Below are 14,922 nucleotides of genomic sequence, written 5' to 3' on the forward strand. Positions count from 1 at the left end.
ACATATTTTTTGAAAATACTTTAATCACCTAAAAACTATAAGTACCTGTAATTGTGTACGTACGCGGTGGGTCAATAGACACCCAATAAGCAAATGCATTACCAGGTAAATCTTGAGAAGTACGTATAACTTGTTCATCGGTTATATTTTTCGCTAAAAAGGCGACACTCCATTTACCATCAGCTGAATCACTTAAGCCAAGTCGAAAATTTAGTTTGGCAAACGAGTCTTGCTTAGACTGTTCATCGAGGTCTGAAGCGGTGTAAAATTCGGATGAGTAATTAACGAATAAGTTACTCGATAACAATATCGCCTGTGATAATTCATCTTCGTAATTTATTGATAAACTTGCGGTAACTTCTGGTGCATAAACGCCACGTTTACCTGTTAAGTCTTGTCCTCTTAATCCTTCTATCTTATCTTGCCATACCGTAGCTACGCCGTTTTTAAAGCTGTCGTATTCAAAGTCTAAATAAGCTGCACCGCCTGATAAGAACCAATAGTCATTCAAAATAAAGGTAAAGTCTGTTTCAAGTCCTTGTACAATCGACTTGGCTGCATTATCAACAATATAACTTTGTCCGTCCCACGCGGATACTTGCATGTTTTCAAACTTGGTGTGGTAATAAGCGATATTGATACGTCCTTTACCATCTAAAATGTCAGACTTAAGGCCTATTTCAAACGCTGTGGCTTTCTCATCTTCATATTCAAAAGAATCAGAAGGTGTTACCGCAGGGTTAAAGTGGTTATAAGCATCACCACTCGCGGAACTTGTGCCCATAATTCCCGTGTTATTTAATAAGGTTCCGTCGAATCCTCCACCTTTATTACCAACGGTTGCGCTGGCGTAATACATTAGTTTTTTGTTTTCTTGGTAACTCATTTTTAAACTAGGGGATAAGTGAGTCTCATCGCGATCTTCATTAAGTAAATGATTACCTGCACCAAATGCAGCTAAAATTTGATCAGCTAAACCTAAGGCATTCGCTTCAGGTATACCAAAATCGGCAGTATAGGTTTTTTGTAACGAGGTAACGGTTTTGTTTTCTTTATCAAAACGTACTCCTAAATCAAATTTTAGCTTTTCATTTACTTGCCAGCCTACTGAAGTAAAAGCGGCGATACTCCATTCGTCCATTGCAAAATCAGAAAATAATCCATACCGACTATCAGGAATAGGTACTGATGGAAACTGATACATATCAGCATTTTGCTTAAGGTCTAAATTTTGTTGGGTATAGTACACACCCACAATGTAGTCTAACTCACCGACTTGTGCCTCGGGAGTGACAAAGCGTAATTCTTGAGTGAGCTGATCAAAGTTTTCTGTTCTATCAAGAGCCACCCAGTTTTGGGCCGAATAGGTTGGGTCATAGGCGTTATTCCATGTGTAATCTTGATACGTGGTAATTGAGGTTAAGGCGTTATTGTTAAGGTTGTACTCAAGGGTTAATACCGCGGTGTCGCTTTCAAGGTTGTCATTAAAAGGAGATTGATCGCCTGCGGTGTCATCAAACTCCACTCTTTTATCTATTATTGCTTTTGGATCTAATAAAGCGGTAAGCCCCGCTGAGTGGCCTTTATCTATAGCCGCCGCTAATGCGCTGTTGTCTACATAATATTGTCTTGAGCTCAGTTCGAAGTCAGATTCTGAATGTTCAACCTTGATACCAACGGATAGGCCGTTATCAAGTTCACCTTGTAGCGATAGTCTTACGCCTGAATTTTCCTGCCCGTCTATATGATCTACGCCTCTAATTTGATTGTTATCAAGATTGTTTTTGGTAAAACCATTGGTTGTTTTGATAACGCCCGCGATCCTCGCAGACCAATTATCGCTTATTGCGGTATTAAACATACCTTCAATATTCAGGGTTGAATATGAGCCGTAACTTGCACTAAACATACCTTCTGTATCGTTAATTGCGTTTTTAGTCATGGTTGAAATAACACCGGCAGTAGCGTTTTTTCCAAACATAATACTTTGTGCACCTTTGAGCACTTCAACTCTCTCTATATCAAAAACAGGTGCTCTAGCCATAATAGCTCGGCCTATATAAATATTATCTCTAAACTGAGCTACCGATTGTTCAAAACCGTAATTAATGCCAGCACCTATACCACGCATATATATTTGAGGCATTGAGCTGGTGCTTGATATTTCTACATTGGGCATCATTTCTGACGCGTCAACCAAACTGGTCACATGATTTTTTGTTAGCTGCTCACCGGTAAATGCGCTCACTGAAACAGGGACTTCTTGAATATTTTGCGTTCGCTTTTGGGCTGTTATTTCTATACGTTCAAGGTTCGTCGTGTCTTGTGCATAGATATGGGTAGATATAAGGGTAATTATAGCGCTAGACAAAGCTTTTAATTGAAAGTTTCTTGTTTTCATGTGACTAACTTCCCAGTTGGTTATGTAAACAGACTTTACTGTCATATGTTTTAATCATAGTACATTTATTAATATTGCCATGGCTTTTTGGCGTGATAATGTTAAATATTTGAATAAAAAGTAGACAGTCAAAGGTTTGTTGTTTTTTTGTGTTGTTGAAACTTAGGCATGAGTTTTATTAACAGCTAAGCTATAACTATCTAATTAGAACAATTCATTAGCCATTGAAGGTAAAAATGAAAACATATAAAAATACATTAATAGCAGCGTTAACTGTGGCTACATCTATTAGCCTAAGCACCGTAAGCTTTGCTGATAACTATGATTTAGTGATTAAAAATGGTCGTGTAATCGATCCTGAAACCGATTTAGATGCAAAACGATGGATAGGCATTTCAGCAGGAAAAATCACTAAAATATCAACAACATCTATAACAGGTAAAAAAACGATTGATGCGACAGGTTTAGTGGTATCTCCTGGTTTTATTGATTTACATGCTCACGGGCAATTATTACCCAACGCACGTTTACAAGCATTTGACGGCGTAACAACCGCATTAGAATTAGAAGCTGGCGTGCTCGAAGTTGATAAGTTTTATAGCAATATAGCCAAAGAAGGACGACCGATTAACTATGGCGCTTCAGCTAATTGGTCTATGGCTCGCGCTATGGTGTTAGATAACGCGACTTTTAATGGCATACCGGGCGAAGCATTACGGGTTTTTTCTTTACCTAACTGGAGTAGAAACCTAGCGACAAAAGCACAGCAAACTGAAATTATTAACGTAGTTGAAAAAGCCATAAATGCTGGCGCACTAGGGGTAGGTATTCTGGCAGGGTATAGCCCAAATTCGAATAGAAAAGAATATTACCAACTACATAAATTAGCCGCTAAATATAACGTTTCTACCTTTAATCATATACGTTTCGCTAGTACACAAGAACCTAAAAGTGCCTTTGAAGCTTACCAAGAATTAATTTCTGCTGCGGCAAGTACGGGGGCTCATGCACATATTTCTCATTTAAATAGTACCAGCGCTCGCGATATAGAAGACGTAGCCGAACTTGTACTTAATGCACAAAAACAAGGAGTAAAAATTTCAGTTGAAGCTTATCCTTATTCAGCAGCAAGTACCGCGATTGGTGGGCAAATGTTTCGTGGTGAACATTGGAAAGAGCGCTTAGGTAATGCGAACGAAACAGACTTCTCGTTTAATGGTAAACAGCTAACCCCAACCAGTTTTAAAGAGCTACAAGATAACAGTCCTCGATCTATCATCATCTTCAATTATTTAGATCCAGAGCATTCGGCATCGGATCAACACCTATATGAAATTTCTCAGTTATTTCCTAATGGAGCGGTAGCCTCAGACGGAATGCCGATAATGGATGCAACAACCCATAGAATGATTTCTGGTGATGTTTGGCCATTACCTGAAAACGCTCAAACTCACCCAAGATCTGCAGGTAGTTATTCTCGATTTATTCGTCAGTTTGTTAAAGAAAGTAAAAAAATATCGTTAAGTGAAGCCATCAGAAAAATGTCGTTAATACCGGCACAAATACTAGAAACAAGTGTTGAGCAAATGAAGTTTAAAGGCCGTATTCAAGAGGGCGCAGATGCCGATATTGTTATTTTCGATTTTGCTGAACTTACCGACAGAGCGACCTTTGCAAAGCCAATATTAACCTCTAAAGGAATGAAAACTGTTATTGTTAACGGCACACCTATTATTGAAAATGGACAATTAATTAGAAGTGCCATGCCGGGTAAAGCCATTAGAAGACAAGTAAAAAATTAAGCTACCCATAGTGATATTAATAATTTACTCGTTACCTAACATCAAAAAAACAAAGGATATGAAATGAAAAAATTATCAATAGCTATAAGCCTAATTACACTTTTATTTACACCACATCTTTATGCTGGTTCAAAAGCTAACGTTGAGTTTTTAAACTCAGGCAGTGTGTTTGCTAAGTCGTTAGATATGCCATTTTCAGAAGCTGTTCGGGTAGACAATACCTTGTATATTTCAGGGCAACTGGGCATCACACTCGGCACACTTTCATTAGTTGATGGTGGTATAAAAGCCGAAGCAAAACAAACCATGAACAACATTAAAACCATACTTGAAGCCCACAACCTAACCATGAAAAACGTTGTTAAATGCACCGTTATGCTGTCTGATATGGCCGACTGGCCAGCTTTTAACGAGGTTTATAAATCATTCTTCAGTAAGCCATACCCAGCCCGAAGTGCTTTTGGTACAAATGGTTTAGGCTTAGGTGCAAAAACTGAAGTGGAATGTATGGCAGTGTTTTATTGATTATTTTATTTAACTAATTGAGTATATTCTGCTTTCTGGTAGTTTATTCATTCATAAAGTGAGTGTTATTATTAAAACGTTTACATAATAAACAGAGAGTTTAGCCATGTGGGATAAAGAATACGACAGAGAAGAATATGTTTACGGAAAGTTACCGAATGACTTTCTTAAAAGTCATTACAACTCTATTCCCAAAGGAAACGTGTTATTACTTGCTGAAGGTGAAGGAAGGAATGCCGTTTTCTTAGCCAAATTAGGATATTCAGTTACAGCTGTAGACATATCTAGCGTAGGTCTAAAAAAAGCAGAAAAGCTTGCTAAAGAAAATAACGTAGTTATTGAAACTATTTGTGCTGATTTAGCAGTATTTGATCTTGGTGAACGTAAATGGGACGGGATCGTTTCTATCTACTGTCATTTACCAGAAACACTCAGACAAGATTTATATAAACGAATTGAATTAGCAATTAAGCCATCAGGCGTTCTTTTGTTAGAGGGTTATAGACCTGAGCAGTTAACATATAAAACGGGTGGTCCTCCATTAGCTTCTATGATGATTTCAAAAGAAACGTTAATCAAAGAGCTCCCTCATTTTTCATTTAGCCATCTTGAAGCACTTGACCGAGTAGTGAATGAAGGGATTAATCATCATGGTTTAGGAGCTGTAATTCAAGCCATTGGGTCACTAAAATAATTTTATATAAGCTAATAAAATAGAGAGTATGAATGGAAATCAACTTTAGCGTAGCAACAACTAAGGACTCTGAAATAATCGGCTCTTTAGTTGTTGCTCTTACTACTGAAATTTGTGAGTTAACAAAAGCTCAGCATTTTGATATTAATCTCAATGGTACTATTGAGCGTTGTCGAGAGTTAATTCGTGATGGTCACTATGCTGCAATTATTGGCGAATATAAAAATAAAACAATTGCCGTTGTTACATTTACCGAAACCTATGCTTTATACGCGGGTGGTAAAATTGGTGTCATTCAAGAATTTTATGTTTTACCTGAGTACAGATCTTCTGGCGTAGGTTCTATGCTTATAGAACAAGCTCAAAACTACGGAAAGCAACATGAGTGGTCATGTATTGAATTATGTACTCCTCCTTTACCTGAATTTGAAAGAACTTTAAATTTCTATCAACAAAATGGCTTACTCCCTGTTGGTGGTCGTAAAATGAGACAAGCATTGTGTAATTGCTAAGTGAATAATGTCAATAACCCTTGCGGCATCAATAAATATAGTGATAATCGTGCAAGGTTTTATTTTTATTGAGTTTACAAAGTGCAATTATTAGAAACAGAATGTTTAGGTAAAACATTACGTTTAGAAGGTTCAATGGCTGGGTGGCAACAACTGTTTTGGGATGACCAATGTGTATCGCAAATTGATGCCAATACCGACAGCAACTTTGAACATAAATTTCTTCTGCAAAACGAACAGGGTGAACTTCACGTAAAGCTTAATGGTTCATTACAATGGCAACCCTTTGATCTGCAATTTAAACTATGCATTAACGACGAACTTGTTGAAGAAAACACACTCAACGAAAAAGACATAGAACAACGCCAAAATAGCCAAAATAAAAAACAACCTTTTAAATTCAGTTTTGTAGGCATGGCAGGCCTTGGTTTAAAGCTATTAAAAAGCGCCAAGGTGGTAAAAGTATTATTTGCAGCAGGCAGTTTGGCTGCATACAGCTGGTTGTTTTCAATCGAATTCGCCATCGCTTTAATCCTTTGTTTAGTGTTTCACGAATATGGTCATATCAAAGCCATGAAATACTTTGGACTAAAAACCAAAGGCATTTACCTTATACCTTTTGTGGGCGGCTTAGCACTTAGCGACGACAAAATTAATACCCGCTGGCAAGACGTAGTTATATCCATCATGGGACCATTCTTTGGTTTAATCCTCTCGGTAGCCGCGTTAATTGGCTACTGGATAACCGACATAGAAATACTGGCAGGTATCGCTGTATTTAACGCGTTGCTTAACTTATTTAACTTACTGCCTGTATTGCCGTTAGATGGCGGACACGTACTAAAAAGCATCGCCTTTTCAATAAACTCACGCATTGGTTTAGTCGCTTGTATATTAGGTGCAGCACTCGGGATTTATCTCAGCTACCAGTTTGGTTTAGCGCTGCTAGGCTTTTTACTCGCGATTGGCTGCATTGAAATATTCTTTGAATACAAACGTCGACATTTAAGCGAACTTCTGCCCCTTAACCGTTACGCACAAATCGTTTCAGCCGTATGGTATGTATTAACCGTAGGTGGTTTAAGTGCCATTATTTGGTTAGTAGGGCAAACAGATAACGGAGCATTGTCGCTACCGCTTAAAATATTGAATAGTTAGTTTGTAATAATAATCGCTAATAAATACCCTTAAACATTTAATTTAAAAATATTAAAAGATAAACATGATGAAAAATTCAAACGAACTGTCAACTATTATAACTACACTGTCTACCTTTCAAGAAGGCTACCTACCTGAAGAAGAGCTAGAAAGTGCAGTACAGAACTGGCCACAACTATGGCCGCTAATTAAACAAAGCATGCTTAAATTTAATGAAGAGTCGTCTGCGTTTAGCGATCAAGAAAATACTTTTTTGTTCATGGGGATACTTTTAGCGGTGCAACAAAAAGAATACCAAGCCTATCCGTTATTATTAAACTTGTGTGACCGTGACGACGAATTCCAAGGCGCACTTGACGAATTACTGGGGGATTCTCTCACTGAATTATTACCAAGCTTTTTCTACATATTAAGCGAAAGTGATACCCAAGGTCTTGAAAAAATAATACTAAGCCCACGTTCAGGTAGCTTTGTAAAAGTAGCTGCGGCACATTGTTTATTTGCTAAATATGAAAATGACTTAATAACACGTCAGTATTTAGTTGAATTGCTCACGTTATGGATAGCGCACTTTGTTCCATTAGCCAACAACATCAGTGAACACTTTTTAGCGGCACTTGCTGTTTGTTGTATGGCGTATGAGTTGCAAGAGTTCCAAGCGCAATTTTTAGACCTAGCCAATAAATTTGAATTAGCACCTGACTATATAACTCCAGAAGAAATTGAAGAGTGGGACACTTCATTCAAAGAAGGTGTTTTATTAGGCTTTATACGTACAGAATTTAATGTTATTAACGAATTAAGAACCTGGTCGTCCTTTAAAACACCAGAGCAAAATGCAGCCGACACCAAAGCAATGAGAGAAGCATTAGCTGAATTAGAAGGTTTTGATTATCCCACAATAGAACCCTTTATTGCAGAACCTAAAGTTGGGCGCAATGATCCATGTCCATGTGGAAGTGGTAAAAAACATAAAAAATGCTGCTTATAACAAGGTTACTTCTTTCTTAATTGGCTGGCGTATTTGGTTAAAACAATAGCGTCAGCGGTTGATACATTTAACGAGCTACCCATACCAAACAGAGAATATGTATTAGCTGTTGGCTAAGTTGTAATGCCGTTTCACTTACACCTTTTCGTTCCCACTGAAACCTGTATCTTGAATGGTTACGGGCATAAATAATTAAAAATCATTACAGCGACAACAGCGACATATGATCTAACGGCTGATGATAGAGTTACTACAGCCATTTTACTCAAAATAGGGAGCTATAAATAAAGTGTATCTACCCCCCATAAAAGGCTTGTTTATAGCTGTTTAGCCGTTATCTTCTATCATCAGTGTTAACAATGCTACTTGCTCGGTTAATGCAACAACTTGTTGTTCTAACGCGGTAATTCTGAGGTGTAATGGCGTGTTTTCTTGTTTCTTCTCGTCGTGTTCAATGGAATATTTTTCGATATTAGTTCTCGTATCGTTTCCTGCATGAGTTCTGACATTACTTTCATAAGTGTTGTCTTCACAGCTTACTTCTTCCTCTGCACTTTGAGAATTAGGTGAAAGTAAATGTAAGTAACGACATTCACGTTTACCAGGCTCTCGGGCAAGTTTTTTCACTAGTACTTGGCCGTTTAAGTTTTGCAGTTGGGCTAACGTGGCTTCTACCTCAGTAACATTAGCAAAATCAGCCAAACGATTCGTGCGCGTACGAAGTTCGCCTGGTGTTTGTGGTCCACGTAAAAGTAATACGCAAATAATTGCTCTTTGCTGCGGCGTAAACTGTAAATCGCCAAACTCGGTATTACAAAAACGATGAATATATTTATTCACGCGGCCCGATGCTTGGTGATCAACCATTAATAAGTTGGCTTGTTGTAGCGCGTCTATTTCGTTTTGTACATCACTTTCAGACAAAGACATTACGGGTTCACGGCTACTTTTTTGATTACAGCCAATGCTAAGGCTGTTTAAAGACAGTGGATATTGCTCTGGAGTTGTTGTTTCTTTTTCTAACATAACACCAATAATGCGGCATTGTATGGCAGTGAGAGTGAGCATGTCGAAGACCCTTTATAAAATTATTTTTGTTGTTATAAGCAGTTATACCAATAAATATGGCGATTTAGCTACCTAATAATAAGCAACATTGCGAATAATAAAATAAAGTCACGACTTAGTTTGTTATTTAGCCGTTATGTAACAAGTACCGATATCGGCGCAAATAATGGGGTAATATACCCAGTATAAACATTTATATTTTTTTATCTTTACGGCCTTGGTATTACAACGATGACAAACAAACAGCCACAGAAAAACTCTTCGACTATATCGACGCTCAACGATCTTGCAAAGTTGGCAAACTACTCCCTCATGGACACGCTCAACTGTGACCCTGATGCAACAGAAAACGGTGCTGATCACGAACCACGACAAGTCTTTACTGGTCATTATGTTCCTGTTAATCCAACGCCAATTAAAGAACCTGAATATATAGCGCACAGCAAAACCTTCTTTAGTGAACTTGGTTTTGCCGACAGTATGGCGCTGTCTCCCGATTTTATTCGACTGTTCTCAGGTGATATGACTGATGTGCCAAAGCCAATGCGAAAAATTGGTTGGGCGACGGGCTACGCACTTTCTATTTATGGTCAAGAATACATTCAGCAGTGTCCGTTTCAAACAGGTAACGGCTATGGCGACGGTCGTGCAATTTCTGTACTTGAAGCCGTTATAAACGATCAACGCTGGGAAATGCAGCTAAAAGGTGGAGGCCAAACGCCATATTGCAGAGGCGCAGACGGTCGCGCGGTGTTGCGTTCAAGTATTCGCGAATTCTTGGCGCAAGAGCACATGCACGCACTAGGTGTACCCACATCACGGTCTTTAAGTTTGTATGTTTCAAAAACTGAGCAGGTTCAACGACCTTGGTATTCGCCGGGTTCGCGTTCGCAAAATCCCGATAGATATATTGATGAACCCATCGCAATATCAACACGTGTTGCACCGTCGTTCATGCGTGTTGGTCAACTCGAACTTTTCGCTCGTCGCGTTAGGTTCAACCAACACCCAACAGCGATGGAAGAACTTGAAAAAATTGTACTACATGTGATTGATCGTGAATACGCTAGCGTAATTGAACCTCAGCTGCCTATGCCCGAAAAAGTGGTACAGCTGGCGCGCGAATTTCAAGGCCGCCTTACATCACTAGTGGCGAATTGGATCCGCGTTGGTTTCTGCCAAGGTAACTTCAACAGCGACAACTGCGCAGTAGGGGGCTTTACACTTGACTATGGTCCATTCGGTTTTTGCGATGTGTTTAAACCGTATTATCAACCTTGGACCGGCGGCGGTCATCATTTCTCGTTTATGAACCAACCAAACGCAGCGCAAAAAAACTTTGACATGTTTTGTTCGGCATTACGACCGTTACTCATTCCTGATAAAGAGTCTAATCAAGACTATTTACTAGCGCTCGACGACATTCAAGGTGACTTTTCGAAGGTAATGCGCACACAAATGAAAAAAATGTGGGCTGCCAAGCTAGGCCTTAGCACCTTGGTTATTGATTCTGACGATACGGGTGATTTTGACGGTACTGACGATACAAACGCCGACGAAGCATCTTTCAACGCAGTGCTTAGCGAGTTAGAAATACTCATGAAACAAACACCTGTTGATTACACTATTTTATTTCGCGAACTCTCGTCGATACCCAACGACATTAGCTCGCTAAAGAAAAGCTTTTACCATAACATACCAAATCACGTATCGAATAACGCTGCTGATGCTACCGATGATACAAAAGATGCAGAAATGGACAAACGCTGGGCACAGTGGCTAGAAAAATGGAAAACACTACTCTTTAGCGCGAGTAACACGAATGTGGCTTCGCCTCGAACAAGCGAGGAAATATCGAAGCAGATGAAACGTGTTAACCCAAAATACATTTTGCGCGAGTGGTTTCTTGTGCCAGCTTATCAGCAAGCAGCGTTGGGAGATTATACGCTAATTCAAGAGCTACAAACGGTGATGACACAACCTTATGCCGAGCAATCTAAGCTCGTGGAAGATAAATACTATTGCTTGAAACCGGCTGAGTTCTTTGAAGTGGGGGGCTTGTCACATCTTAGTTGCTCGTCTTAGTTGCTCTTCGTGATTATGCAGACTTAAATATAAAAGTTTGGGACAGCCATGAATTTAAAAGTATAAATTTATGGTTGTCTTAATCTTTGCTAACCAACGGCTCAACGAGCAAAGTGACGAAAACATACTAGAAGCATTATTTACTAACAATGAACTTAGTGAATTAGAAGACTTTAATTACCCTACAACAAAACCCTTTATTGCAGAACTTAAAGTGGGCCGCAACGACCCATGCTCATGTGGAAGCGGTAAAAAAACATAAAAAAATGCTGCTTATAACAAAGTTACTTCTTTCTTAATTGGCTGGCGCATTTGGCTAAAACAATAGCGTCAGCGGTTGATACATTTAACGAGTTACCCATACCAAACATGGAATATTATTTTAATTTTTGGATATGAATATTTTGTTATTTTTCAATATCTCAGCTAATTTTTTTGAGCCAGACTCTATTTCTATTTCGTAAGATCTAATACGGTGATGACATGTTAGTACTCTGTCATCTTTTCTATTCCAGCCACACTCAATTAATTCACTTACTATATATATATATTCAAACAGATCAGTGAAAAAAGATTGAAATTGAAAGCATAACTCTGGAGACAAGTGCCTATCTATCGAGCCATGAACAAAATAATTTCGACATTTAACACCATATTTTATAACTATTTCAAAATCAACAGTGTCAAGTGTACTGCCAACAAGTTGAGGTTTTATGATGTACATACGCCCTAACACTTTTTCTTTAAGAGATTTTTTTTCTAAGAAACTAATAGATTGAAGTAAAGAACTTTTTATTTCGGGAAATGGCTTAAAGTTTAACTTAATTTGTGATTTTAAGTCTTTAATTTGTGATTTTTCTTCTGAACTAAGTTGTTTTTCTAAGCTTTCAGATTTATGAGGGAATATGTCGAACATATTAGCTGCACCAATAAGTCTGCTTGATGAGTATAAATCTGAAAAAAAAGTATTATAAAAGCAAAGCCTAACATTTTCTCTGTCATCTTTCTCAAACCAATTCTTGAGTATACTACCAAAATTATCGTTAACTACATTGATCAAAGGATCTGAGTGATAGCTGTCTTTACTCTCTTCTTGGCCCCAATTACGGTAGTCATGATGCACATTGTATTCATGAAGTTTATCACCCAACTTTCTTACTTGGATATTTTTAAAATGTAATCCTTGACTAGCAATGAATCTCAAAAACAAAGCTAATAAGTTGGCTTTTTTGAAGGCTACTTCTAATTTGCACGGAACCGTAAAGTCGATAGTTATAAAAACTTTATTTTTTAGTTGAGCACCTTCTACACTTCCCCTAAGTCTCATACTGTGTGCGTGGGTTGCAGTAATAGTTCCTAATTTTGTACATTGACTAAAAATTTCAGAATCACCATTGAAATATGCAATACGTGGGTTATTTTCAATATTAAAGTGAGGAGTATACTTTTCTTCATTAAGTGCCTCTATTAATGCTTCTTTTGGAGAATGTATATACCCAAATGAATCAATGTCTTGAAATAATTTAAGAGGGTTCTCAACTGTTAACGATATAGAGTCAAAAAGATCTGTTTCAGGAAAAACATGTTCATTTCCTAATATCATCGTATGTGAAAATAAAGAGCAAGAGCTGCCAACCGAATATTGAGTGTATTTACGAAAAATACAATTTAGTAGAGTTACTGGTTGTCCTGTATGTGTTTTACCATATATATTTGAGTGTGGGTTAAGGGGTATAAGTTCAGAAGACCAACATTTAAATTCTTTAGAGGTCGGGGCTAGCACTCCTGATACATTCTTGTTATTCCCTATTTCAAAGTTTGCATTAATTGATTCTTCCATATATTCCCTACACAACCATATTCTGATATTAAGCTGACAATAACATAAAGAATTTTATTGTATCAATTTATTCTATGGCAGCTCCTTTCGCCAACATCAGTTTATTAAGTTTCCTGCTGGCGGAACTATTGGGCAGTATGTTCCTTTTAATTTTTGTCCTCGTTCAGTTATGCTTTTTGTTATTCATAAAGGGCATGATGATTTCCAAGGTGGGCAAGAAAGAATACTGCACTTTATAAGTGATATTGATACAATTAGATTAACTAATCAAAATTGCTTCTTCACAGATATTCATGCTGATTTAGATTATGCTGAGCAAATTGATGATTTTATACGTATTAGTGAATTAGATCTTAATAGAATAATCAATGAACGATATTGGCAAGATTTTAAAGAAGAAAAACAAGCTGAGTTTTTAGTTTTTGAATCAGTTCAATGGCAAAGTATTCAACAAATAGGTGTTAAAACTCAAGCAATAGCAGATGAGGTGACCGTTTTACTACAAGGTGTTGTACATAAACCAGAAGTTATTGTGCGACCAGAGTGGTATTACTAGAGACTAATATGATTACATATCAAAAAGGTAATATTTTACACGATCAATCTGATGCCATTATTAATACGGTTAATACTGTAGGAGTTATGGGAAAGGGCTTGGCGTTACAATTTAAAAAAGCATTTCCTGAAAACTTTAAAGAATATAAAAAAGCTTGTGATGATCATTCTATGATTACAGGCAAGGTATTATCAGTTTCTTTGAATTCAATGAGCCCCCCATTTTTTATAATAAACTTTCCAACTAAAGCCCACTGGAAAGGAAAATCTAAACTTGAATATATTGAACAGGGTCTAGATAGTTTAAAAGCTGAAGTTAAACGGTTAAACCTTAAGTCAGTTGCTATTCCTGCATTAGGCAGTGGTTTAGGTGGACTGCCTTGGCAAGATGTAGAACAATTAATACAAAGTTCATTAGCTGAATTTCCTGAAGTTAATTGGCTATTATATCCGCCTCAAGAGGCACCCAAAGCAGACGTTATGCTTAATAATACTAAGCGCCCTAAAATGACGATTGGTCGTGCTGCTGTTATAGGTTTGATTGATCGGTATGTATCAACAGGTTTTAACTATCGTTTATCTTTATTAGAAGTGCAGAAACTTGTTTATTTTCTAACTGCTGTGGGTGAGCCTTTAAATAAAGTGGTTTTTCAAAAGCATCACTTTGGCCCTTATGCTGATGTATTACGTCATGTTTTAGATAAAATGGAAGGGCATTTCATTAGTGGCTATGCTGATGGTTTAAATAAACCAGAAACTCCAATTGAATTAAAAAAAGATGCAGCGCAAGAAGCATTAGCTTATTTAGATAAACACAAAGACACTAAAGAAAGATTTGGTAGAGTTGCTAAACTTATTGAAGGTTTTGAATCTCAAAATGGTATGGAGTTACTTTCTACTGTTCATTGGGTTTTAACACAAGAGTCAGACGGGAATGACGTAACGAGTGAGAGCTTAGTTAAACAAGTTCATAACTGGAGTCGACGTAAAGCTCAAATGAAGCCTGCTCATATTATTGCTGCGTGGGATCGATTAAAAGAACAAAACTGGCTAGAGAATAAAGCACCGACAATGCTATAAAATTAAAGTTCAGACATAAAAAAACGCAATTCTTATTTTATAAGATATTGCGTTTTTTAGGTTCTAAGAACCTGAATATGGTGCTCGCTACTGGACTCGAACCAGTGACACCTTGCATGTCATGCAAGTACTCTAACCAACTGAGCTAAGCGAGCTTTTTGTTTAAACGGCTAAGTATGTAAATTTATTAGCGTGTTCGAACGAGGCGATA

At 37.6% G+C, this 14,922-nt stretch carries 13 protein-coding genes and 1 tRNA gene; 10 read left to right on the forward strand and 4 right to left on the reverse strand.

Annotated features, from left to right (window positions below):
• Positions 1-28 precede the first annotated feature (28 nt).
• Positions 29-2,401 carry a TonB-dependent receptor gene (locus tag AC0L5Q_RS01345; RefSeq protein WP_473613859.1) on the reverse strand — a complete coding sequence of 791 codons (2,373 nt, stop codon included), beginning with the start codon at positions 2,399-2,401 and terminating at the stop codon, positions 29-31.
• A gap of 236 nt (positions 2,402-2,637) precedes the next feature.
• Between AC0L5Q_RS01345 and AC0L5Q_RS01350 the strand changes: the two genes are divergently transcribed.
• The 6 genes from AC0L5Q_RS01350 to AC0L5Q_RS01375 all read left to right on the forward strand — a co-directional run bounded on the left by AC0L5Q_RS01350 (position 2,638) and on the right by AC0L5Q_RS01375 (position 8,083).
• Positions 2,638-4,203: an amidohydrolase family protein gene (locus AC0L5Q_RS01350; protein WP_473613862.1), complete on the forward strand. Its 1,566-nt coding sequence runs from the start codon at positions 2,638-2,640 to the stop codon at positions 4,201-4,203.
• 63 nt (positions 4,204-4,266) lie between these two features.
• Positions 4,267-4,728 (forward strand): RidA family protein, encoded by a 462-nt coding sequence (locus tag AC0L5Q_RS01355; RefSeq protein WP_473613866.1) that lies wholly within the window; start codon positions 4,267-4,269, stop codon positions 4,726-4,728.
• Positions 4,729-4,834: 106 nt separating this feature from the next.
• The gene (locus tag AC0L5Q_RS01360) at positions 4,835-5,422 is read left to right on the forward strand and encodes a class I SAM-dependent methyltransferase (RefSeq protein WP_473613870.1); all 588 of its coding nucleotides are present in this window, start codon (positions 4,835-4,837) and stop codon (positions 5,420-5,422) included.
• A gap of 32 nt (positions 5,423-5,454) precedes the next feature.
• Positions 5,455-5,934, forward strand: a complete 480-nt coding sequence (locus tag AC0L5Q_RS01365; protein ID WP_473613874.1) for a GNAT family N-acetyltransferase — start codon at positions 5,455-5,457, stop codon at positions 5,932-5,934.
• Positions 5,935-6,015: 81 nt separating this feature from the next.
• Entirely contained in the window at positions 6,016-7,092 is a 1,077-nt protein-coding gene (locus AC0L5Q_RS01370; RefSeq protein ID WP_473613878.1) for a site-2 protease family protein, read from the forward strand.
• A gap of 64 nt (positions 7,093-7,156) precedes the next feature.
• A complete protein-coding gene (locus AC0L5Q_RS01375) occupies positions 7,157-8,083 on the forward strand; it encodes a DUF1186 domain-containing protein (protein ID WP_473613882.1) in 927 nt (308 codons plus the stop codon).
• 327 nt (positions 8,084-8,410) lie between these two features.
• Here AC0L5Q_RS01375 and AC0L5Q_RS01380 read toward each other — a convergent pair whose 3' ends face one another.
• A complete protein-coding gene (locus AC0L5Q_RS01380; RefSeq protein ID WP_473613885.1) occupies positions 8,411-9,151 on the reverse strand; it encodes a YceH family protein in 741 nt (246 codons plus the stop codon).
• Positions 9,152-9,382: 231 nt separating this feature from the next.
• Here AC0L5Q_RS01380 and AC0L5Q_RS01385 point away from each other — a divergent pair, with 231 nt between their 5' ends.
• Positions 9,383-11,236, forward strand: a complete 1,854-nt coding sequence (locus tag AC0L5Q_RS01385) for a protein adenylyltransferase SelO (RefSeq protein ID WP_473613889.1) — start codon at positions 9,383-9,385, stop codon at positions 11,234-11,236.
• Positions 11,237-11,306: 70 nt separating this feature from the next.
• Entirely contained in the window at positions 11,307-11,498 is a 192-nt protein-coding gene (locus AC0L5Q_RS01390; protein ID WP_473613893.1) for an SEC-C metal-binding domain-containing protein, read from the forward strand.
• A gap of 120 nt (positions 11,499-11,618) precedes the next feature.
• Here the strand turns inward: AC0L5Q_RS01390 and AC0L5Q_RS01395 are convergent, their stop codons facing one another.
• Positions 11,619-13,076: an ApeA N-terminal domain 1-containing protein gene (locus AC0L5Q_RS01395; RefSeq protein WP_473613897.1), complete on the reverse strand. Its 1,458-nt coding sequence runs from the start codon at positions 13,074-13,076 to the stop codon at positions 11,619-11,621.
• 61 nt (positions 13,077-13,137) lie between these two features.
• Between AC0L5Q_RS01395 and darT the strand changes: the two genes are divergently transcribed.
• Positions 13,138-13,632: a type II toxin-antitoxin system toxin DNA ADP-ribosyl transferase DarT gene (gene darT / locus AC0L5Q_RS01400; protein WP_473618245.1), complete on the forward strand. Its 495-nt coding sequence runs from the start codon at positions 13,138-13,140 to the stop codon at positions 13,630-13,632.
• An 8-nt stretch (positions 13,633-13,640) separates the two neighbouring features.
• On the forward strand, positions 13,641-14,711 hold the full coding sequence (darG, locus tag AC0L5Q_RS01405; protein ID WP_473613901.1) for a type II toxin-antitoxin system antitoxin DNA ADP-ribosyl glycohydrolase DarG: 1,071 nt from the start codon (positions 13,641-13,643) through the stop codon (positions 14,709-14,711).
• 78 nt (positions 14,712-14,789) lie between these two features.
• On the opposite strand, the gene AC0L5Q_RS01410 is transcribed toward darG, so the two are convergent.
• A tRNA-Val gene (locus tag AC0L5Q_RS01410) sits at positions 14,790-14,866 on the reverse strand.
• Positions 14,867-14,922: the final 56 nt, after the last annotated feature.

The sequence above is a fragment of the Pseudocolwellia sp. G5-9 genome (assembly GCF_055808995.1).